19 protein-coding genes are annotated in these 22,941 nt (G+C 47.2%); 6 read left to right on the top strand and 13 right to left on the bottom strand.

What is annotated here, in order from left to right; translation table 11 throughout:
* Positions 1 to 473: 473 nt before the first annotated feature.
* Positions 474 to 1,460 carry a metallophosphoesterase family protein gene (locus ASD40_RS12910; RefSeq protein WP_057303680.1) on the top strand — a complete coding sequence of 329 codons (987 nt, stop codon included), beginning with the start codon at positions 474 to 476 and terminating at the stop codon, positions 1,458 to 1,460.
* A gap of 3 nt (positions 1,461 to 1,463) precedes the next feature.
* Here ASD40_RS12910 and ASD40_RS37820 read toward each other — a convergent pair whose 3' ends face one another.
* The 9 genes from ASD40_RS37820 to ASD40_RS36350 all read right to left on the bottom strand — a co-directional run bounded on the left by ASD40_RS37820 (position 1,464) and on the right by ASD40_RS36350 (position 12,818).
* Entirely contained in the window at positions 1,464 to 1,604 is a 141-nt protein-coding gene (locus ASD40_RS37820; RefSeq protein ID WP_162251239.1) for a hypothetical protein, read from the bottom strand.
* A gap of 286 nt (positions 1,605 to 1,890) precedes the next feature.
* A complete protein-coding gene (locus tag ASD40_RS12905) occupies positions 1,891 to 4,095 on the bottom strand; it encodes a hypothetical protein (RefSeq protein WP_057303679.1) in 2,205 nt (734 codons plus the stop codon).
* A gap of 21 nt (positions 4,096 to 4,116) precedes the next feature.
* On the bottom strand, positions 4,117 to 5,295 hold the full coding sequence (locus ASD40_RS12900) for an ABC transporter permease (protein ID WP_057303678.1): 1,179 nt from the start codon (positions 5,293 to 5,295) through the stop codon (positions 4,117 to 4,119).
* Complete coding sequence (locus ASD40_RS12895) at positions 5,292 to 6,017, bottom strand: ABC transporter ATP-binding protein (protein ID WP_057303677.1); 726 nt, start codon at positions 6,015 to 6,017, stop codon at positions 5,292 to 5,294. The genes ASD40_RS12900 and ASD40_RS12895 overlap by 4 nt, the downstream gene beginning before the upstream one ends.
* Before the next feature lie 33 nt (positions 6,018 to 6,050).
* Positions 6,051 to 7,736 carry an HlyD family efflux transporter periplasmic adaptor subunit gene (locus tag ASD40_RS12890; RefSeq protein ID WP_057303676.1) on the bottom strand — a complete coding sequence of 562 codons (1,686 nt, stop codon included), beginning with the start codon at positions 7,734 to 7,736 and terminating at the stop codon, positions 6,051 to 6,053.
* An 892-nt stretch (positions 7,737 to 8,628) separates the two neighbouring features.
* Positions 8,629 to 9,726 (bottom strand): hypothetical protein, encoded by a 1,098-nt coding sequence (locus ASD40_RS12885; RefSeq protein WP_057303675.1) that lies wholly within the window; start codon positions 9,724 to 9,726, stop codon positions 8,629 to 8,631.
* 559 nt (positions 9,727 to 10,285) lie between these two features.
* Positions 10,286 to 11,794 carry a sensor histidine kinase gene (locus tag ASD40_RS12880; RefSeq protein WP_057303674.1) on the bottom strand — a complete coding sequence of 503 codons (1,509 nt, stop codon included), beginning with the start codon at positions 11,792 to 11,794 and terminating at the stop codon, positions 10,286 to 10,288.
* Entirely contained in the window at positions 11,791 to 12,474 is a 684-nt protein-coding gene (locus ASD40_RS12875) for a response regulator transcription factor (protein ID WP_057303703.1), read from the bottom strand. Before ASD40_RS12875 ends, ASD40_RS12880 begins: the two co-directional genes overlap by 4 nt.
* A 167-nt stretch (positions 12,475 to 12,641) precedes the next feature.
* Entirely contained in the window at positions 12,642 to 12,818 is a 177-nt protein-coding gene (locus ASD40_RS36350; RefSeq protein WP_200961720.1) for a hypothetical protein, read from the bottom strand.
* Positions 12,819 to 12,993: 175 nt separating this feature from the next.
* Between ASD40_RS36350 and ASD40_RS12870 the strand changes: the two genes are divergently transcribed.
* From ASD40_RS12870 to ASD40_RS12855, 3 genes are all read left to right on the top strand, one after another.
* Positions 12,994 to 13,389 carry an FAD:protein FMN transferase gene (locus ASD40_RS12870; RefSeq protein ID WP_057303673.1) on the top strand — a complete coding sequence of 132 codons (396 nt, stop codon included), beginning with the start codon at positions 12,994 to 12,996 and terminating at the stop codon, positions 13,387 to 13,389.
* Between the two features lie 556 nt (positions 13,390 to 13,945).
* Complete coding sequence (locus ASD40_RS12860) at positions 13,946 to 15,022, top strand: permease (RefSeq protein ID WP_057303671.1); 1,077 nt, start codon at positions 13,946 to 13,948, stop codon at positions 15,020 to 15,022.
* Positions 15,023 to 15,077: 55 nt separating this feature from the next.
* Positions 15,078 to 16,343 (top strand): NAD(P)/FAD-dependent oxidoreductase, encoded by a 1,266-nt coding sequence (locus ASD40_RS12855; RefSeq protein ID WP_057303670.1) that lies wholly within the window; start codon positions 15,078 to 15,080, stop codon positions 16,341 to 16,343.
* A 141-nt stretch (positions 16,344 to 16,484) separates the two neighbouring features.
* On the opposite strand, the gene ASD40_RS12850 is transcribed toward ASD40_RS12855, so the two are convergent.
* A complete protein-coding gene (locus ASD40_RS12850; RefSeq protein WP_057303669.1) occupies positions 16,485 to 17,840 on the bottom strand; it encodes a dicarboxylate/amino acid:cation symporter in 1,356 nt (451 codons plus the stop codon).
* A gap of 179 nt (positions 17,841 to 18,019) precedes the next feature.
* Complete coding sequence (locus ASD40_RS12845) at positions 18,020 to 18,805, bottom strand: hypothetical protein (RefSeq protein WP_057303668.1); 786 nt, start codon at positions 18,803 to 18,805, stop codon at positions 18,020 to 18,022.
* 1,026 nt (positions 18,806 to 19,831) lie between these two features.
* On the opposite strand from ASD40_RS12845, the gene ASD40_RS12840 reads away from it, so the two are divergent.
* Entirely contained in the window at positions 19,832 to 20,197 is a 366-nt protein-coding gene (locus ASD40_RS12840) for a hypothetical protein (protein ID WP_057303667.1), read from the top strand.
* Between the two features lie 59 nt (positions 20,198 to 20,256).
* Here the strand turns inward: ASD40_RS12840 and ASD40_RS12835 are convergent, their stop codons facing one another.
* Together ASD40_RS12835 and ASD40_RS12830 are read right to left on the bottom strand one after the other, a co-directional pair.
* Positions 20,257 to 20,700, bottom strand: coding sequence for a hypothetical protein (locus ASD40_RS12835; protein ID WP_235549239.1), 444 nt, complete (start codon positions 20,698 to 20,700; stop codon positions 20,257 to 20,259).
* Between the two features lie 38 nt (positions 20,701 to 20,738).
* The gene (locus ASD40_RS12830) at positions 20,739 to 21,731 is read right to left on the bottom strand and encodes an inositol monophosphatase family protein (RefSeq protein WP_057303665.1); all 993 of its coding nucleotides are present in this window, start codon (positions 21,729 to 21,731) and stop codon (positions 20,739 to 20,741) included.
* Between the two features lie 168 nt (positions 21,732 to 21,899).
* On the opposite strand from ASD40_RS12830, the gene ASD40_RS12825 reads away from it, so the two are divergent.
* Positions 21,900 to 22,865, top strand: a complete 966-nt coding sequence (locus tag ASD40_RS12825) for an aldolase catalytic domain-containing protein (protein ID WP_057303664.1) — start codon at positions 21,900 to 21,902, stop codon at positions 22,863 to 22,865.
* Positions 22,866 to 22,941: the final 76 nt, after the last annotated feature.

Raw genomic sequence — 22,941 nt, 5'->3', positions numbered from 1 at the left:
GTTAAACAAAGTACGCTTCATATAACTGTGGATCAAGCAGAAAAAGTTAACTGCTCTAAGCACCCCATCTTACTCCCACGGTTAGCAAAGTTGTACTTTGTACAACTTTAAGTGAGCGAATCCGAGAGTTTTCGGCGAATGATGTAAAAAATACAACAATTTAGCCCAAAAACAGCCAAATAACCAGAAATAAAGCTGTATTGTTGTACAAACTACAACAATTACAGCTTGGTGAGAAAAATTGGACAAAAATGTTGTACGCCGTACAACATTCCCTTATTACAAAGGCGGGAACTGACAGATTCGAAGGCTTCCACTCCTCTGACTCTCAAATAAGCTAGAAAATCCATTGCCTGAAAGAAAACCATTCGCTAAGTGAGCTTGAATATTTCCATAATCTCAACCAGCACAATATATCGCTAAGCAAGCTAAATAAGGACAATCGATAAGTCTAATTGGAAGGTGAATCCGAGATGAAATCATTAAAGCTGCGAATACTTATCCTTAGTTTTCTTCTATTATTGACCCCGTTGCGAGGCACAACCTTGGCTAGCGACAAGGTTGAACAGACACTAGCTGCACCGTTGTTTTCGTTCTCCGTGATGAGCGATGTTCACATTACTTCCTACGACCAAGTTGCTCAGCTGAGGCTGAGCCAAGCGCTGGCCGATCATCACGCACTGCGCCCGGACAGCAAGCTGCTCGTCTTGAACGGCGACCTCACGAATGGGAGTGAGGCCGACTATCGCAGCTTGCTGGCGCTGCTCGGCCGCCAGCACCATGCCCCTGTGCATGCGACCATGGGCAACCACGATTACTACGGCGTGTGGCCCACGACGGAGGGTGGGTTGGATACATCGAAGATGAATCCAACATGGTCGAGCAAGCAAGCGGTCGCGTTATTCGACCGCATGATGGGCTACGATAAGCCGTATCACGAGCTTATCGTGGAGGGCTACCGCTTCCTGTTCCTTAGCGGGGAAGCGTACAGGGACGTGAACGCATCCTACGGTGAGGATGCGTTCCTGTCACCCGAGCAGCTCAACTGGCTGCGCGAACGACTTACGGCCGCGGGCTCGGCGGACGCCGGCAAGCCCGTGTTCGTGTTCCTCCACCAGCCGCTGCCGCAGACGCTGGATGGCACGGATCGGGAGCTGGGCGTCGTCCAGCACGAAGAGCTTCGGGCGCTGCTCGATGCGCACCCGAACGTCATTCTGTTCAGTGGTCACACCCACTGGAACCTGGAAACGACCAGACAAGTGAAGCAGCTGAAGTTCCTTGCCGCTTCCAGCGCTTCCATCCGGGAGGTATGGAACGCGAAAAACGTGCCCGAGACGCAGGCCATCAGCCAAAGTCTCGTCGTGGACGTTTACAAGGACCGCGTGGTGATCATGCGCCGCGAACACTTCAAAAAGCGATGGATTGAACCCTCCATCGCCAAAGGATACGACGTGAAATAGGCATCAGCCTTCTCCGCAACCGCCAAAAAAACTACGACGGACCAATTCCGGAAATAGACGTTTAACGGACCTGGATGCCGTTAACTGCCTATTTGGAGCGATGATTCCGAGCTTACGGACTTCAGCGCCGTTATTCGGTTTCAATCTCTCCTATTTTCATCATTTGAAGTAGATTAAGGGCTGTCGAGTCCATTAGATTTTCAAATTCAATCTTTTTCGGGGATTAACGTCGCTCCAGTCCTTTAGCCTGGAAAGATGAATCTGATGTTGATTTCACACCCATTTCCTTACTCAACAGCTGTATGTTGATTGGTCAGTCGTGGAAAAAAACTGCCCGACAAGGCTAGAAATAGCCCAATGTCTGGCAGTCTTTTTGCATTTTAAACCTTTTCGATTTAATTTTTTTATACGAATTCAGTTCCCATCCATCCTAATGAAACTGCTTAATCAGCCGCTTAGCCGTCCCATTCGGTGTCTCAATCACTTCGTACATATTGACGACCACGCCGGAATCAACCTGCTCATTTTTTAAACCGGTGACGACGACTTTTTGCTTGCCGCTAGTTAATTTCCCTGTACCTGTCAGCGTTGCAGTTTGAGTGCCAACAATACGGCCAAGGGAATCGACCATATCGAATTCAATTTTGGAGAAGTTCGAATCAATAATCACCTGATCTTCATGGGCAATGTCCAAATCCAGATTAAGCTGGTAAGAGTAAGTCCCGCTGTTATAAAGCCAGCTTATCGAGCTGTCATTCACTTTGAGGGAGAAAGGATACAAGGCAAGCGTATCGCTTTCCGTCTCTTTCTGCAGTGCTACCCGATAGGTTCCTACCGACACATTACCCTCGGATACAGACTTATCGTCATACACATTCAATGCGAATGTCTCATCATCTGATTGTGTTTTATTCGGAAGCAGGTAGGAATAGCTCACCACATAAGAACTGCCCGGTGTGATTTGAGTAGCAACTGAGCTTTGGCGAGAGCCCGTGTAGGTATTGCCTTTGCTGTCGATCAGCTCATTTTGAAGCTCAGGAAGGGCGATGGTGCTTGTTCCATTGTTCGTGATTTTATATTTGGCTACAGCTGTTTTGTAGCCTAGATCGTCGTTCTCGTGAGCATGCAGCTCGACTAGGGCGACATCTAGATTTTTGTTAACAACAGAGCTGTTGTTGAAAATCAGCTTACTGCCAAGCTCATAGTTCACAGCTGTTGTAAAGCCGCTTTGCGCTTCGCTTGCCCCTTGAAGCAGGAAGACGGCAACCGGCATTTTACTAGCCGCTACTGCCCCACCGTTGTTAGTTGTAGACGTCGAGCTAGTAGTAGCCCCTGCCACTGAGCCTGTAGTTGCTGTTCCAGAAGCTGTGCCGCCGCTCGATGTACTCGCTGTCGAGCCAGATGCCGAGCTGCCCGAGCTACTCGCAGTAGCCGTCTGCCACAGCACCAGCTGAGCTGCATTCGGATCAACACCCGTTGGCAGAATGGCGTTGAAGTAATACGAACCCGTCTCTTTTGGAGCTAGGTAGGCGCTGCGGGCGGCGTTATCGGTCGATGTAACAGACGTGCCGCTGTCGCCGAACTGATAAGAAGCAGAGAAGGATGGCACGGAGGCGATCGCCTCGCCATCATTACTGAGCGTGACAACGGTCTGCACATGAACACCGTCTGCTTGAATCGAATACGTCGACGTATTCGCCTTCACGGTGACCTGCTCGCCTTCCTGCTGCCCAGCATAAACTTGTTTGGTGCCAAGCGCTGCTGTTTGCAGCGAAGCATTCAGACTTAGCGTTCCAAGCGAGACATCCTCGCTTTGATTCAAGTAATAATATTCCAGTGTGAGGCCACTGGTCGGCATTTGTCTGGAAACGAGTGTTTTGAGCGTCATCGTATCCGATTGATTCGGCAGGAACGTTGTATCGGAACCGCTAGCAACCGTAGAGGTATACTTCAGCCCATTAGCATCCACGAGTCTAACTTGTAGACCGGAAGGCAGCTTAACACTGCTCGAGCCTAAGTTTTTTGCTGAAACTTGTGTGTACATGTACCATTTTCCATTCTCCGTGACGCGAACGCTTTGGCCCAATTGAAAAGCCGCGGAGGCGTCATTCGAGAGCGTACTATCGAGTGCATGCAAATTAATAATTTGCTCAGGCACTTTTACCTGTCCGTCCTGCACAACTGAGGAAATAGGAAGATTACCTAAATGATTCATGAAATCGGCTTTGCCGAAATCCCAGCGGAACACATCAACTTTTAATTGATCTGCTGTCTCACCTGCTGGCAGGTTAGCGTAGAATCGGAAGCTTTGATCCTGCCCAGGGAGGACACTCGCACTCTTTTTCTCACTTAATTTCGCCGTGTAGCTATGTCCTGCTTGATCCGTAACCCGTACCCCATATTGGTTAAAATCTATCGCTTGGCTTTCCCCGTTATGTAAAAGAACGGAAAACTGAAGAGAAGAAGACGAGAGTGCCGCTTGGTTTAATGTAAAATAGGAGGAATTCGTGATATAAATCGCTTCAGTAGCCGCATGAGCAGCGGGAGCCATCCACGATGCAGCTGCAAAGCTGCCAGTCAACAGCAGGGCAAGACTCGTCTGTTTGAGTGAAATTGATGATAATTTGCGAATCATATTTTCATACCTCCTGTGGACCTAATCAAAACGCAGTGCGTCGATTGGTTTTAATTTTGATGCTTTGTTGGCTGGATATAATCCAAAAACAACACCGACCAACGCCGAGAATAAGAATGCGTAAAGCCCTATATTTAGGGATAAACTCGTTTGTTGACTAGGGTTAATATAGGGCCATGCTAGAGATAAGCCGATCCCCAAAATCAATCCAATCAACCCACCCATACCGCTAATCAGCGTAGCTTCAACCAGGAACTGCAGCAAAATGTTTCTCCGCTTCGCGCCAATCGATTTACGAATCCCAATTTCCCGGGTGCGCTCACTTACGGTTACGAGCATGATGTTCATGATGCCGATCCCGCCTACTAATAGGGATATTGCCGCTACTGCGACTAGCTGATTGGTTAATGTGCTGGAAGCCGTCTGTCTGGCGCTAATTAATTCGGATGAATTCAAAATGTTGTATCCCGTTGTGCTTTTAAATTTATTAAATAAATAAGCTTCTAACGTTCTTTGTACCCGGGATACCTCATCGCCAGAAGCTGCTTCGACGTAAGCCGTCCGAATGTTACCCAGTTTAAAATCCCTGCTCATGGTAGGGAGCGGTACATAAACCGAGCTATCGAGCGATGTTCCGCTTGTATTGGAGCCTTTCGTTTTGAGCACACCGATTATCGTGTACATATATCCGTTCACATTAATTTCTTCGTCAATCGGGTCATCCGTACCGAAAAACTGCTTGGCCACATCACTGCCTATGACCGCAACGTGATTGCGGAAGTCCAGATCGGCTTGAGCCAAGAAGCGGCCGCTGGCCACCGTCCCCTTTTGCAAATTGAGATATCGATCATTAGTTCCAATGACATTGTAAGTCTCTGTTGTCCTATCGTATTTAATACTGGTACTATTTCTAGTCATCGTTGGCGCAATTGCACTGATTCCCGATGTATTTTCAAGCTGCATAACCTCATCATAATTCAGCTGCGTGGCGCGTCCGTTGCCCATCAGATTAACCGTCAGCAGGTTCGTTCCCAACCCTTCGTATTGCTTTTCAATTGCCTTTGACGTGCCTTGACCTATCGAAACTAGCGTAATAACTGAGCTAACGCCAATGATAACGCCAAGCATGGTCAGCACCGTACGAAGCGGATTCGAACGTACCGTGGCCAGCGCCATTTGGAAAAGCTCCCAAATTCTCATGAAAGCGCCCCCTCTAACTTACGTTCAGGTGTTGGCAGCATTGCGTTTCTCTGATCGCTAATGATTTCTCCGTCACGTAATGTCACGACCCGTTTGGCATTGTCTGCAATGTGATGATCATGGGTGATCAAAACAATCGTGTTGCCTTGCCGATTCAGCTCCTTAATCAATTCAAGCACCTCAATGCCGGTCTTCGAATCCAGTGCGCCAGTCGGCTCATCTGCTAGAATTAGTGACGGTGATATGGCCAAAGCTCTGGCAATGGCTACCCGCTGCTGCTGCCCGCCAGACAGTTCACTTGGCTTGTGATGTCCTCGCTCACCCATCCCGAGTTTCTCCAGCATCCGCTGTGCCTGTTCTCTCCGCTGTTTGGCTGGAATGCCTGCATAAATCATCGGCAGCTCTACGTTCTCCGTCGCAGTAAGTCTGGGCAGCAGATTGAACTGTTGAAAAATAAAGCCGATTTTCCGATTGCGCAGCTCAGCAAGTCCGTTGTCTGACATCTTCTCTGTCGCTACACCGTCTAACGTATAGGAGCCAGAGCTCGGACTATCCAGCAGCCCGATTGTATTCATTAACGTTGACTTTCCCGATCCACTGGGACCAATGATGACAACAAAATCTCCTTCCGCAATATGCAGGGTAATGCCGCGCAAAATTTGCAATTCTTCTGCACCCCGAGCATAACTCTTCGTTACCTCGTTTAGTTCAATAATATTCATCGAATCGCTCCTCTCCGTAGGGCTGGCTAACGGCTAACGGCCCGTGCCTCCACCATTTTGCGTTCCGCCACCGCCTATGCCGCCAGCTCCACCAGGGAAGTTGCCTCCTGCACCACCTGGAAAACCACCCGCACCCCCAGGGAAACCTTGCTGCTGTTGTTGATTCGTGGTTGTCGCTCTGCGCACCGGCATCACGACCTGGTCGCCTTCGTTCAAACCACTGACCACCTCAACCTGCGTCTTGCTGCGAATACCCACTTTGATTTCGTGCTGCTCTTCGACGGTTCCATCCGCTTTCTTCAGCGAAACGGTAGACTTCCCTCTGGTTGTTGTCACCACTTGGATCGGAAGTACGAGAATATCTTTCTTATCTTGTATAGAAATTTCAGCCGTCGCCGTCATCGCATATTTCAAATCATTCTGATCGGTATTCGGGATCGCTACCACAGCATCATACGTTGTGACTCCATTCGTCGTTGTTCCTACATTGGAAACGGAAGTTACTTCGCCTTGGAACGTCTTGCCGGAGATAGCATCAACCTTAACGGTTACCTTCTGCCCGACCTTGACGCTTGTTAGATCGAGCTCATCTACAGCAATAGCCAGCTGCATCGTGCTTAAGCTCGCTACGGCTCCTAGCGTTGTATTGGCATTAATTTGTGCGCTTACTGGATAATTGCGAAGCACATTGTTTTTACTGTTGGCAAAATCAGCTGAGAAAACGCCATCGAACGGCGCTTTGATCGTCAATTGATTTACTTTCTGCTCCGCATCATTCACACGGATTTTCTGACTTTCGATGGCTGATTGCTTGCTAATGATATTATTTTGGAGGTCATCATTGAACAAGGTGGCGATCAAATCGCCCTGTTTCACCGTTTCGCCATCCTTAAATTTCATGCTTTTTATCGTTCCGCTTGCCTCTGCGAAAATAGAAGCGGTACGCACATACTCAAGCGCCACCTGCTCGGAGGAAACAATTTTACCGTCACCGCTGCCGATGCTGCCCTTTACCTTAAGGCCCGCCGAAAGCGTCCCATCATTGCTAACCAGAACTTCCACCGTAACCACTTTGTTCCCATTAGCATCCGCTTTAATTTCACGGCCTATCGTATCTACGGCTCCGACCTTGGATAGCAAATAACCATCGATGCTAAGCTCTACAGGATCACCTTTTTTCAGCTGTACCGCTTCTTGCAAGGAGAATGGCAGCTTCACCTTAAACTGCGTTGTATCTGAAATCGTGCCGATTTTCGTTGTTTTATTAACTTGACTGCCTACATCCAGATTGGCTGGCAATGTGATCTTGCCCGACATTAGAGCCGTAACACTCATATGATTTTGTTGATCCTGCAGATCTGCAAGCTCTTTCTCAAGCTGCTGCAAGCTAACCTGGGCTTCCTTAAAAGTCGTTTCCGTTGAAGGCACCGACAGCTCGACTAGCACATCGCCTTTCTTGACCGCCTGATTTTGCGTCAAATTCATCGTTTTGATGATACCCTCAATAGGGATCACAATATTTTGCTTGTCCTTGGCATCCAGCTGAGAAGTTCCAGATACCGCCATGGATATCGCCCCTTTGGTCACTTTCATCGTTGTTTGCTGTGTTGCTGCAGACGCTGGCTGCGCCTTGTTATGTACGTAATAGTAAGTTCCCGCTCCACATAGAATGGCAGCTAGGGCCACAATGATCCATCTCTTCTTCCGACCTAATTTCATCCTTTATGCCCCTCTCCCAGTTACCCAGACTATCCACCGCCCAGGCCATAACAATCTCTACTAGACTTAGTGTAAATGGGATCGCTGAAACCTGTCTGAGCGTAGGCTGAATATAAGTTGAACACAGGCTGAGCGTTTGCTGAAAAAGATTAGGTCGCGCGTGTGGTTAACTCGGTGACTGACGGCGGGGCGGTGTGAGCGCACTACGGCGCAGAAGCCGAACTGCACGGCCCGTTCCGTATCATTAAGAATGTTTTACATCGTTAATGAATTATTCTACCTCCGCCCGCACACTTTAACGATGAAAATCATCACTATGGCGTGGAAATTGGGCTACTCGGTCAGCCTACTCATCAATTAAGAATGTTTTACATCGTTAACGAGTCATTCTCCCTCCTCTCGCATACTTTAGCGATGAAAATCATCTCTACGGCGTGGAAATTGGGCTACTCGGTCAGCCTACTCTTCAATTAAGAATGTTTTACATCGTTAATGAGTCATTCTCCCTCCTCCCGCATACTTTAGCGATGAAAATCATCACTACGGCGTGTAAATTGGGCTACTCGGTCAGCCTACTCATCAATTAAGAATGTTTTACATCGTTAACGAGTCATTCTCCCTCCTCTCGCATGCTTTAGCGATGAAAATCATCTCTACGGCGCAGAAATTGGACTACTCAGCCAGTTCCATCGTCATTTAAGCATGTTTTACATCGCTAACGAGCCATTCTCCCTCCACCCACAAACTTTAGCGATGAAAATCATCACTACAGCGCGGAAATCGGACTGTACAGCCTGTTCCCCCTTCATTTACGGCGGAAAGGGGACTCATCGGCTATCCACTGGAAAGGAAAAAGCCGCCCGCGTAGCGAGCAGCTTCCTCCATTCCATTTTTAGCTAGTTGCAGCCGGAGTTGCAGTTGGTGCTGTTGTATTTGTAGACGGTGTGCCTGCTGGGCGCTTACGATCAGTGCCTTTTTGCTCAACATGCTTCTTAATGGAATCTGTCATTCCGTCTTTGATTTTGCTAACGAGATCATCTTCACTTATGCCTTTAGCTGTAGCAACATCCAAGATCGATTTGCCCGCTTCCAGTTCGGTTCTTAGCTCATCTTGCGTGATGCCCAGAATTTGCGTTAACACTTCAGGGTTCCCGAATTGCCCACCGCCAGGGCCGCCATGACCGCCGCCTCTACCTTCCCGACCGCCCTCTGGACGTGTGCTTTGCACTTGTTTCGTCAATCGGTCGGATAAGCCCGACAACATTTGGTCTGCTTGTGCTTGCGTAAGTTTACCAGCTGTAACTTCAGCGTTGATGGAAGTGGTTTCTGCTGCAACTAGCTTAGCCACGTAATCTGCTTCCGTTAAACCTTTTTCCACTGCAAAAGCCGATAATGTTTTGCCAGCTTTCAATGCATCTTGCACGACACTTTGCTCTACACTAAGAATTGTTGCTGTTTGCTCTACAAGATTGCCGCCGTGACCTTTGCCCATGCCACCGCGACCGCCTTCTCCACCAGGGAATCCGCCTTTGAACCCAATCGCATCAAGCTTCGTCAATTGATCAGTTAGACCTTTGAGAACATTATCTGCTTGCGCTTGTGTTATTTTGCCCGCTGCTACATCAGCTGTAATCGAAGCGGTCTCTGCTGCGACTAGCTTTTGCAAAAAGTCTGCTTTCGCAAGTCCTTTTTCCTCTGCAATTGCAGCCAATGTTTTGCCCGCTTTCAGTGCATCTTGTACGACGCTTTCTTCAACGCCCAGGATTGTCGCTGTTTCTTTGACCACGTTTGCACCCTTGAAGCCACCGCGATCTCCGAAATCTCCACGACCTTTGCCTCCTGGTCCTGCATTTTGAGTTGATGTGCTCGTTGACGTGCCTGTTACCGTATCTGCAAATGCTTGATTATGTAAGGCTCCTACAAAACCAACTCCGAGTACAAAAGAAGCTACCAATGAACCAGTAAGAATTTTTCTGCCGATGTTTTTCATAATTTGTTTCCACCTTTTTCTTTATATTTTTTGTTTCTTCCTTACAAAACCAAGTATAGTCGCCTAACCTGAATCTCATCTGAGTGTAAACTGAAGATTGGTTGAGAGATTTCTGAGGATTGGCTGAAGAGGAAAACGCCTATAAGGGGGCCCGCCGATATAGTTTGGCTTGGTATCATCGAACAGCTACCCTCGCTTACCCCGAAACCAAATTCCCACCACTAGTCACCTTTTGACGAAATAGAAAGCTTCTGGAGGCTCTTATTTGCGCGGTATGATCCACACACACCGTGTTCTGCACCAAATAAGAGTCTGTAGAGACTCYTATTTCCCACCATTAGCCACCTTTTAGCGAAATAGAAGCTTCTGGAGGCTCTTATTTGCGCGGTATGATCCACACACACCGTGTTCTGCACCAAATAAGAGTCTGTAGAGACTCCTATTCCCCCACCATTAGCCACCTTTTRGCGAAATAGCAGCTTCTGGGGGCTCTTATTTTACATTCTTTAAATTAAAAAAGCCCTACCCCGACATCCCGTCGAGATAAGGCTCCACTCATTTATGGAAGCAGCAGCACTTTAAATGTACTACCTTCACCTACTGTGCTATGAACCTCAATCGTTCCTCCGTGGAGCTCCACAATGGAACGGGTGATGGATAATCCCAACCCTGCACCGCCGCTCCTTCGCGCCCTAGAGGAATCGATTCGGTAGAATCGATCAAACAAATGAGGGAGATGTTCAGGTGCGATACCTGGCCCATTGTCATGAACAGCAATTTCAACACCAGCATCGGTCTTAGCTAACGAAAGCCCTAGTTCACCGGTCAAAGGATGCGTATGCTGAACGGCGTTGTGAAACAAGTTGAGAACGACCTGCTTGATTTTATCCGGATCATACAGACAACGGATCTGGGGCTCCAGCGTAAAAGTAACTGTTCTGTCTCCTGCCAGTAGACGAAGCTGAGGCTCCATCTCATGCAGCATCTCATCGAGCAGCCCTTCCGACTTCTGAAAAGATGGCGTTCGATCCAAACGAGCAAGCAGTAGAAGGTCCTCAACTAGCTTATTAATACGCACGGATTCGCCGTGCATGCTCTTCAGCGCTTTCAGCAATGGCTCCGGCTGTTGATACGCTCCGCGAAGGAGTACTTCCAGAAAGCCATGAATCGAAGTCAGCGGTGTCCGAAGTTCGTGCGAGGCATCAGCAGCGAAGCGTCGCATTTGCTCTTTTGCTTCTTTTTCAGCTTCAAAAGAAAACTCCAGTCGCTCAAGCATACTATTGAAGGAAGTCGATAACCGGTCAATCTCCACCTGCCCCTGATGTGCAGGGAACCGCTCGCCCAGATTACCTGAATCGATTTGTTTCACTGTATCAACCATATTAGAAAGCGGCACTAACGTTCGCCTTAACACAGGCAGAAATCCAAGCAGCCCTACAATCAATGCTGTCATGGACAATAGCAGAAAGGTTAACAACTGACGGAGCAGCAAATCTTTGATTGGTGCTGTGCTCGTACTCGCCTGAATAAGTCCTTGTACGCCTTGGGATCTCTCACGAATTTGATGAAAGACAATCAACTGTTCATTGTCATCCTTATCCTTCATGGTTCGGTAGTCCAGCTTCTCTTTCGATTTCAATAATTCCTGATATTCTTCCTTCGTAAGCTGCAAAGGGAAGGTTACATTTTCTGAAGACAACTGCTTGTAAGTCCCCTCACTATCGATCAAAGCAATCGATAAATCAGGAACGAAAATCCGAGGAAACTCTCCTCCCGTATTGTCCGAATGATTACCACCGCCACCGTTCGTATCTCGTCTGGGCATAAAAGGATTCTGGCCACGATCCGGAAATTCCCCTGCCCGCTGCCACGTATTGGGAGGTAACGTCGCAAGCTGATTGCGAATCGTTTCCGCCTTGTTCTTATACAGAAATTGCTGCATGAAAATATATTGGAATACACCAATCAGCAGTAATAACACAGACATCACCAATAAAGACCGCGATAGCAACTGGAATTTCAGTGAACCGGTAACAAAATGCTCAGCAAACCGGCCCCGCCTTTTCATGTTAAATCCATCCGATAACCGGCGCCGCGAATTGTGCGGATCAGCCTATGCTCTTTATCGCCTAGCTTATCGCGCAAGGAGCGAATATACACCTCGACGATGTTCTCTTCGCCACCGAAGTCATAGCCCCACACTTTATCGAGAATCATCGATTTGCTTAATACAAGTCCGTGGTTAATCGACATAAATTTGAGCAGCTCATATTCCGTAGGAGATAGCTCCAGCACGTTGTCATTCAGGCTAATTTCCTTGCGCCGATCATCCATACGAAGCGGTCCAATGATCACTTCACCGAACAAGTTTGGAAAATGGTTGCGAATCCGCGCATAGATACGAGCAAGCAGCTCCTCAAAACTGAAAGGCTTAATCATATAATCATCGGCCCCAAGCGTGAGTCCCTTGACCCGGTCATCGATTTCATCCTTAGCCGTCAGCATGATAACTGCGACATTTTCCGTCTTCTTAATCATTCGACAAACCTCGAACCCATCCATCCCCGGCATCATCACATCCAGAATAGCGATATGCGGCTGAAACTTATTACATGCTGTAATCGCACTAATCCCATCCTGAGCCGTCATGACCTCAAACCCTTCATTCGTTAAACCTAACTCCAGAAATTCTAAAATATGAGGCTCGTCATCAACGAGCAGAATTTTAATACCTTTTAATTGGCGCATCATTTTTCGTCCCCCCGAAGTTCATTGTACACGTTTTCTACAGTCAGTATCCCATATCCTCCCTAAAAGCAATCTGAGCGGTTGCTGAAAGGTTGCTGAATTTTCGATTTCCGCACGAATAAGCCGGAGCCTGAGCGGACCAAACTTTTTATCCCTGCCTATTCAAGTTACACGACTCGCCTCCGCAGTTTCTCCTTCCCCAATTCTTTCTGCAAAAGGATATCCAGATACGCCAGCAGCTGCGGGCGAAGCTCATCTCTTTGAAGCCCCAGCTCAACAATCGCCTTCATATAACCGAATTTATCTCCGATATCGTAGCGATCTCCTTTAAGTTCAAGCGCCATCAGCCCTTCCTGCAGACACATCTTGCGCAGAGCGTCCGTCAGCTGGTACTCGTTCCTAGTCTGCGTCCAGCTTAATTTTTCAGTAATTTTTCAGCCAGCTATCAATTGAATCTCAGTTAACGCTTCTATATTAGGTTCATCTCCTTCAGGACACGAAAGAAAAGAGGAAAACCTTATGGAACGTATCACACAGTACTTGCATTCGTTTCATTTTCAGACTATGGAGTCTAATATCGAACTGCTGCTCCGCTGTGAAGAGAAAGAAAGTACTCTCATTAAGAAGCTAGCTATCGATTGGTTTCGAAGTGTGGAAAAGCGTTTCAGCCCTTATCTCGCCGACAGTGAAATCAGTCTACTGAATACATTAGCCGGTGAAAATTGTATGGTCTCTGCTACGATGTTAGAGGTGCTTTTTCTAGCTGAGGGGTATCAAGCAATAACGGATGGGAACTTTATTCCTCTCCAGCAAAAAGGTTTGCCAACGGGCCTTGAGAAAGCTCCTGCTTCATTAGTGTGGGAAATAGATAACGAATCAGGAGCTGCATTACTTTGGAAGAGAAGCATCTCTTAATAGAAGATGGCTGGACATGCACATTGACCATTATCACTTTCAGGACGTGGCGTCCACAATTAAACACAGGTTTTATCCAGAATTTTTCCAATTCAGCCTTTTACCCACATTTAATAGCACTTTATCCACAGAACCCTTACAATTTATTCACAAAAAAGCATGTTTTATCAACATGTTATCCACAACCTGTGTGCATCTTTATTTTTTTCTTGTTATAACCCATGTTTTATGGTGAGAAATATGCGATGTAGGCGCAATTGGCGGCGGTTTCGCTGTGCTCATGACCAGCATTATCGCAAGTATGGATTGCTCGAGGCACTTTTAGTGGATAAGAGGACAACGTGGAGGGGGAGCTAAGCATATCTGGGGCGAGGGGTTTCGCTCCTTTAAATTACGCCGATACGTCTAGGATGTTCTTCCGTCGTTTCGCCGATAAGACTGGCTTCGGTCCCAGCAAGGGTTCAGTTTACGCAAAAATATGTGTCATTCTCATTTTCTGGATATGTTATAATGATAACCAATTTAACTTGTCAAAATCTAATGTCTGGAGAATATAATGACACATACCAGTAATTCCTCACCTCATGTAGAACCAATCAATAAAAGGGTTGTACTATATGTTATCATTTTTGTAATAATCGCTATTGTTGGCTTAACGTACGTGAAATGGTGGCCTTACTATCATAAAGCATTCGATGCTGCGACTAAACATTCTATAGGGTCGTCCATAATTTCTGGTAAAAACCCTACAGCCCCCGCCCCTTCTTGGCAGGCTGCATGGGATTATGCGCTGACTTACTACAAATCGGTTTGGAAGGCAGCACTACTAGGCATTATCCTTGGTTCATTGTTACAGGTACTTCTACCGTCTACGTGGCTTCTTAGGATGCTTGGTAAAACTTCTTTCAAAAGTACTTTAATCGGAGGAATTTCCTCCATACCAGGTATGATGTGCACATGCTGCGCAGCGCCTCTTGCAGTAGGATTACGCAAAAAGAATGTATCCGTAGGCGCAAGCCTAGCTTTTTGGCTTGGAAACCCGACCATTAACCCGGCAACCTTGGTGTTTATGACCTTTGTTTTGTCTTGGAAGTTCACCTTAATCCGACTAGTATTTGGTTTAATATTAACCTTTGGTGTAAGCTATTACGCCAACCTTTTTGCTGGAAAAACGAAACTTCCAGAGAATCTAACCGTTAAACCAGAGGAAATAACAGAAGAACAATCTGGCTCATTCTTACAAAGATGGTTGAAAAGTATTTGGTTGATGATTCTTCATATTGTTCCAGCCTACATCATCGCGGTACTTTTATTAGGAGCAAGCAGAGCCTGGTTATTTCCTGCAGTCGGGGAAACTGCCGGAAATAGTATTCTTCTTATTATTGGTTTCGCTATTGCAGGTATGCTGTTCGTAATCCCTACCGCAGCAGAGATTCCGATTATCCAATCTTTAATGACCTTTGGCCTTGGGACAGGTCCCGCAGCTGCATTATTGCTTACGCTGCCTTCCGTCAGTTTGCCTTCTTTGCTAATGATTTCGAAATCATTTCCTAAGAAAGTCATTCTGTTTGTTACCGTTTCAGTAGTAGCGCTTGGCATATTAAGCGGCTTAGTCGGTGTTATTTTTCTTTAAGACGCCTTGCATGCTATGATGGTGTCAAAATATGCGATGTAGGGGCTTTATTCGAATGACATATGATGTAATTGTAATCGGCGGCGGTTCCGCTGGTCTCATGGCCAGCATTGCCGCGAGTATGGATGGCGCGAAGGTGCTTTTGGTGGATAAAGGGGACAAGCTGGGGCGTAAGCTCGGGATATCCGGCGGCGGCAGATGCAACGTAACGAACAACAAAGACATGGATGAATTGATCAAGCATATTCCGGGCAACGGGCGCTTCTTATATAGTGCTTTAACCCATTTCAGCAACAAGGACATCATTGATTTCTTTGAAAATCTCGGCATCCGCCTGAAGGAAGAAGACAACGGTCGAATGTTTCCCATCAGCGACAAGGCCAAAACCGTCGTAGACGCGTTGATCGGCCAAGTTCGCAGACAGGGTGTCGAGATCCGGACGAATAGTCCGGTCAAGCAGGTCTTATACAAGGACGGTAGCGTCCAAGGCGTTCGTCTGCATTCCGGCGAAACGATGAACAGCAAAGCTGTCATCATTGCATCCGGCGGATGCTCTGTGCCGCATACCGGCTCGACAGGAGACGGTTATGCTTGGGCCGAAGCTGGCGGGCATACCATCACGCAGCTGTTCCCGACCGAGGTTCCGTTAACCTCGAAGGAAGCTTTTATACGCAGCCGTGAGCTGCAAGGACTTTCTTTGCGGGACGTGACACTCAGCGTGTGGAACGCCAAAGGGAAATCGATCATCTCCCACCGCGGCGATATGTTATTTACTCACTTTGGCTTGTCAGGGCCGATTGCGCTGCGCTGTAGTCAATTCGTCGTGAAAGAGCTCGCCAAATCAGAGCGCAATGAAGTACTCTTAACCGTTGACCTCTTCCCTGATCAAAGCACGGACGACGTGTACAACCAAAGCATGGCTCTCGCGAAAGCTGAAGCTAAAAAAGCAATCAAAAACGTGCTTAAGCCACTTTTATCCGATCGCCTAATCCCGATCATGCTTGAGAAGTCTGGCTTAGATGATCAGCTTACGTACGACAACATCCCAAAGCAAAAGTGGCTAGAGCTATGCAAACTGATGAAAGCCTTCCCCGTTATCGTCAAAGGAACACTCTCTATAGAGGAAGCCTTCGTCACAGGCGGCGGCGTTCAGCTTAAAGAAATCGATCCGAGCACCATGCAGTCTAAGCTCGTGAATGGGCTTTATTTCTGCGGTGAGATCCTCGATATTCACGGCTATACGGGCGGTTATAACATTACCGCGGCATTTTCTACTGGCTATATGGCTGGCAAGAATGCTGCTCAGCAGGTGCAAGGATAAACGACTCCGTCGTCCTTCTGGGACGAGCGCGTTTGTCAAGACTGATGACGCGAAGTGTAATAAAACTTATACTTTCTTTTCTACTAAAAAAGAAGGACCCGCATCCTAAGATGCAGGTCCTTCTTCCTTTATGTTCATCGATTAAGCTGTAGCCAATTCAAGGTCGTCTTCTTCGTCACGATCAAATGCTGCACGATCGAATTCTCCCTCAGACTCAGCTACTAGCAATGCCGTAACTGTTGTTCCTGTAGCATTAACTGCTGTACGGCCCATGTCGATCAGTGCTTCAACACCAAGCACAAGACCCATACCTTCCAAAGGCAAGCCTAAAGCTGTAAGTACAACTGTTGTCGAAATCGCGGCTGGACCTGGAACGCCGGCCACACCAATGGAGGAAACCACACTAACTAAGATAAGAATAATGTATTCGGAAATGCCAAGCGGAAGATTGTAAACCTTCGCTACGAATATCGCCACAACCGCCGGCCAAACCCCACCGCAGCCGTTGAAGTTCATCGTTGCCCCAAGCGGTGCCACGAAGCTTGCAATACGCGGTGATACACGAAGGCGCTTCGTAATTACTTCCAAATTCACAGGCAGCGTTGCATAGCTGCTTCGTGTTGTGAATGCGACAGCAATTGTCGGATAAGCCTTTTTGAAGAATTTGATTGGGTTTACTTTTGCCACGAAAAGTACCAAACCACCGAAGATCAACACGAAGTGAATGATCAAAGCTACATAAGAAGTTAGGATAATTTTAGCCAGAGGAGCAAGTGTATCCAGACCATATTTGGCAGCCATTGCTGCGATTAACGCGTACACCCCATAAGGTGTCAGACGAATAACATACTTAACTACTTGGTGGACTACAGCTGTTGCTGATGTAATAAACGATTTAACTGCTGCTACACTTTCTGGCTTTTTTGAGCCGACATGTACAATTGCTACAGCAACAAAAATCGCGAAGATCAGAACCGGTACAACTTTCCCAGTTGCCATATCGTTAATTGGATTAGAAGGTACTAAGTCCAGAATAACCTGTGAAAACGTAGGAATTTCTCTTGCTTTAAAATCTTTCGGTACAGCCTGTGCAATTCCGTTACCCGGATCAATCACCAAGGCAACAACCAAACCGATCAGTGCCGCGATGCCTGTTGTTAGCAAGAACCAACCGATCGTTTTCAAACCCAGTTTGCGGAGCTGGCCTAGACTGGATAACGATGAAATACTGTTTATGACTAGAATAAGTACTAAAGGCATTACGAGCATTTTGATCAAATTTACATAGATCGTTCCGATCGTACTCACACTTTTAAACTGAAGCCCCAGTTGATTAAAAACTACCCCTGCTACTAAACCAAGTCCTAAACCAATGAAAACACGGTTACCAAAGCTTACTCTCTTTTTCGCCAATAAGAAGAGGACCCCGATAATGATAATGGATACGACTAGGCTGACCCAGTTGGTTTGAAATGCCGTCACTAAATTGTTATTCACTAGAATCATCTCCTTAATTCCTACGATGTTACTCGGTTTTATGGGATAAGAATATGACATTAAACGGAAGCTGTCAATAATAAATTTTCAAAAATAACGAAAAAACCGAACTATCCCCCGGAATAATCGAGATTTAATACGGTTTTTAGACGTTTCTTGGAATTAGAAATGGAACGGAGCTACATCGTATGCTGGTCATGGACAATTGCAACTAGATACCACTGAGTGCCTGAGTTCTCATAAACAAGCCGCAGACTGGTCCAATCCATCCCCTGAAACTGTGGATCTAGACCGGGATAATGATATTCAACCGTAATCGCTGAAGTCGTCGGATATACACTGAATACATTATTAATCATATTCCCTTTGCCAAGAATAATGTTATAACTGATTTGCGGTGCGGCTGCAAAATCTTCGTTATATACAAACTTGTTCCAATAGTTGGGAAAAGTGAGATCAATGGGGTCACCTGAACCGTCGTAATCGCCCCAATGTGTCGTACTGGTATTTGCCCAAAGGGTTGCAAGCCCGCTGCCTAGAACCTGGACATCACTCGACACATGAATATAGGAGTACGGCGAGAATTGCACACCCTTTTTTGGATGGATTAGCTCAGCTAGCTTTTTCAGATCCTTCTCTTTCAGCGCTTGTATCGTTTCTTTGGCTCGGCTTTCGATTGCTTTTTTCGCGTCGGCTTCTTTGGCGTACGAAGTTGGACTTGGTTTGATACTAGGAGTAGTTGTTGTTGTGCTTGGTACCTGTGCGGTTGAAGTCGGTGTGAGTGTTGGTGTTGGTGAGATTGGCGTAGATGATGCAGTAGGAGCTACTGTCGGAGGGACCATTGATGTCGGTTGGGGGCTGCTGCTATTGCTTGTACCCGTGGCACCTTTTGTTTGATCACCCATACATCCAGTCATCACACTTATTATTGCTGCCACCAAAACCATCTCCACCATGCGTCTCATCCGAATCACTCCTCCACAAATTTACTTCCTTATTTCACCAGACGCGGTAATGATGGTAAAGGTTACGCATTCTGTGGTATCTACAATAAAAAGGCTCATGCCTAGAAAGCAGCAGTGAAAGAAGTGAATAAATAAGCTGAAGTACTCGGCTTACAGTCCTTGAGCGAGAGTGTTTGCAAAAGTTTATGCACAACAAGTTACGCCTAAGACGAAAATGTGTAACATTCGATTGCTTATCCGTGAAATGTTGTACCCTTGTACAACAATAGGCAAGCTATTCCACGTTTTCCACGCGAATGTTGCATAAAATACAACAGTTCCAGCCAAAAGTGGCTCTGTTGTCTATAAAAAGGCTAAATTGTTGTGCAACATACAACATTCTTAGCTTACCCAGAAGAAATCATGGAAATTGTTGTACGTTGTACAACTTGGCTTCCTAATTCCCCATTTTCTATTCCCTACCAAAAAAGCACTAACCCAGTTCGGGTTAGTGCTTGGGGACGTCCACGGATAATGGACACGTGGATTGTGAGGGTAGGTGAATCTGGTCCAACATAAGGATGATTTTCATCCTTATAGCAGGCTTGCTCGGCCGCGGCGCGAGTTAGCGATGTTTTTTATCGCTATGGCTATGCTTTCCCGCGCCTCGCGTGGGTTTCAACCAACATAAGGATGTTTTTCATCCTTATGAGGGGCTTGCTCGGCCGCGGGTGCGAGTTAGCGATGTTTTTCATCGCTATTGCTATGCTTTCCCGCGCCTCGCGTGGGTTTCAACCAACATAAGGATGTTTTTCATCCTTATGAAGGGCTTGCTCGGCCGTGAGCGCGAGTTAGCGATGTTTTTCATCGCTATGGCTATGCTTTCCTGCGTATCGCGTGGGTTTCGCCCCTCATAAGGATGTTTTTCATCCTTATGAAGTGCTTGCTCAGCCGCGGGCGCGAGTTAGCGATGTTTTTCATCGCTATTGCTCTGCTTTCACGCGCCTCGCGTGGGTTTCAACCACCATAAGGATGTTTTTCATCCTTATGGAGGGCTTGCTCGGCCGCGGGCGCGAGTTAGCGATGTTTTTCATCGCTAAAGCCCTGCTTTCACGCGCCTCGCGTGGTTTCAACAACCATAAGGATGTTTATCATCCTTATGGCAGGGTTCCTCGGCCGCGGGCGCGAGTTAGCGATGTTTTTCATCGCTATGGCTCTGCTTTCTCGCGCCTCGCGTGGGTTTCAACAAACATAAGGATGTTTATCATCCTTATGGCAGGGTTCCTCGACCACGAGCGCGAATTAGCGATGTTTTTCATCGCTATGGCTCTGCTTTCGCGCGACCAGCTCGGTTTTCTTGCGCCATGCGTCGGTTGCCCCTCGCTGGCTGCACCTCGTTCATTCGACTCATAAGCTCGCTCATTCGCACGGAATTCGCTCACTTTAGCTTCAGCGCCGACTCCCGCTCCATTTCACATCCGAATACCGGCGCTGAAATGGTTGTAGTCGTCAGCAGACGGGTCAAAGGCTGCCTCTTCCTCGCTCGGCACTGCGTCGGTTACGGGCGATGCGTTCGCCTCAGCGTAGCTCTCGGACCAATCCTCATTCACGGTGTGAGCCGGAATGCGGATGGAACCCTCCAGATCGTACGCCATAGAGTATATCGCTTGCTCTGACTCAGCCTGCGGGCGATCCACTAAGCGCCCGCCGTGTGATTGCGCAATTTCTAGCGCAGAGGTTATCTCCTGTGCATCAAGATGGATATGCACCGTAGACATCTCTCCACCCAGTAATTCCGGCTTGTAGCCGAGCTCGTCCAGCGTATCAAGCGCTAGGAGCGCATCCCGCTCCTTCTCAAATTCAAAAAATATAGGAACAAAGCTCTTCATCGCACAGCATCCTTTCTTCCTCAACATGCAAAGTATGCCATTATCATCTACAAATTGTTCCCACTTTATTCTGCGTTGATGGCTTCCTGCACGAATGCCAGCAGCTCCGCATGATATTCTGGCACAGCAGCCACCAGGTAAACCGCCTGTGCCATCTCTCTCCCCTCTTCGAAGCTTGTTCTCACACCTGCATTTGTCCCTTCATTTGTACGCGCATTTGTACCTGCAATTGTATCTCCATTTCTACCTGAATTTGTCCCCGTACTTATTTCTGCACTTGCACCTGCACCCGCACTCGCACTTATCCTTATACCCACCACAGCACCCGCACCGGCAAGCATAGCTACCGGATTACCCGCGAAATCCGTCACCTTCACGCCGGCCTCCTGCGCGAGCAGCAAACCCGCGTACAAGTCCTCACCTTCGGAGTTGTATAGCACGACACCATGAAGGTCGCCTCTAGCGAGCATCGCCCAGGTCAATGACGGCGCCCACATGCGCAGCACTCTTTTAACCGAATGCTCTAGATGATGCCTTAGTCCCAACGCTCTATGATCGTCCTTGCCAACCCCATGGCCTTGAATCCATGAAATTGTGGACTTGACCAACATTCCTTTCGGCTTCGCCTCAAGTTCAACATCCTCCTGCCAAGCACCTTCGTCTTTAACAGCAACATAATTTAGCCCCAAAACCGAATCACGGATTACCCCAAGGACAATTTGTCCCTGATAACTCAAAGAGATGCAAACGCCATAAAGCGGTATGCCCAAGGCGAAATTATTCGTTCCATCCAGCGGATCGACATGCCAAACCCAATCGCTGACTGCCCCTCCTTCACCCGCTTCTTCACTATATATACGATGACTCGGAAACACCGCAAGGATGTCTTCCACAATCAAACGATCCGCCTGCACATCTACTTCGGTGACCAAATCACCGCGATCATCCTTATGCTGAATGGTCAGCTTACCTCCGAAACGCTCTCTCGCCAGTTCTCCTGCTTTCGTTGCAGCTTTAACAGCAACCTCTCTTGCTAATGACCACTCATTACGATTCATTCACTTAGGCCCCTTCAAGTAATCTAGTACTCCTCCTCATATTTTACCATATCCTCCCTGCAAAAGTTGTCGCAAACGCACACTGCTGCATTGACAAGCAGCCTCTACATAAGTGATAATATAGCAAAATCAGAAGCGATATAAGCAGTCGAAAGGGGCAATACGAGTATGGTTAAGCAGCATCAACACAAGATTTTGGATTGTACGATTCGGGACGGCGGTTTGGTGAATGATTGGGATTTTAGCGTGGAATTTGTACAAGACATGTATCGCGGCTTAAGCGCAGCCGGTGTAGAATATATGGAAATTGGTTATAAAAACTCGGAAAAGCTGCTCAAAGGCGGAGCGTCCGGTCCTTGGAGATTCTTGAATGAGTCCTTCCTTCGTGACGTTATTACCAAAAAAACCGATACAAAATTATCTGCTCTCGTAGATATCGGCCGTGTCGATGAGAACGACATTTTACCTCGTGAAGACAGCTTACTTGACCTGATCCGCGTTGCTTGTTACATCAAAGACGTTGATAAAGGCCTTGAGCTTGTTCAAAAGTTCAATAACATGGGCTACGAAACATCCATTAACATTATGGCGCTTTCCCACGTAATGGAAAATGAACTGGTTGAAGCTTTCGAAGAAATTAATAAAAGCCCTGTTGACGTTGTCTATATCGTAGACTCCTACGGCAGCATGGATCATAAAGACATTGACTACCTCGTAACGAAGTTCCAACGTCTGCTTCCTGAGAAAGAACTTGGGTTACACATGCACAACAACCTGCAGCTTGCTTTCGCAAACACAATTGCAGGTGCTTCCAAAGGCGTGTCTTTCCTTGATTCCTCCGTATATGGAATGGGCCGCGCAGCAGGAAACTGTACGACGGAACTACTTCTTAGCTATTTAAAAGGAGCACGTTACGACATTCGTCCAGTACTAGAAATTATCGAGAAACACATGATTACTATGCGCCAAAAATGGGATTGGGGCTATCTCATTCCTTACATGATCGTAGGAGCGCTTGATGAGCATCCGCGTACGGCTATGGCTCAACTTAGCTCAGATGAAAGAAATAACTTTGTAGATTTCTATGACCGATTGACTTCCGTAGAAACGGCTCCTATTGTTCATAAAAACTAATATTCTCAATTAAAAAGACCCCTTATTGACAGTTCTCGAAGGCTTTGGCCTTTAGATCTATCGATAGGGGGTTTTT

Source organism: Paenibacillus sp. Root444D2 (genome assembly GCF_001426375.1).
Lineage (GTDB): Bacteria > Bacillota > Bacilli > Paenibacillales > NBRC-103111 > Paenibacillus_E.
Note: the sequence above shows the minus strand (reverse complement) of the source record. Positions and strands in the feature narration are given on the sequence as shown.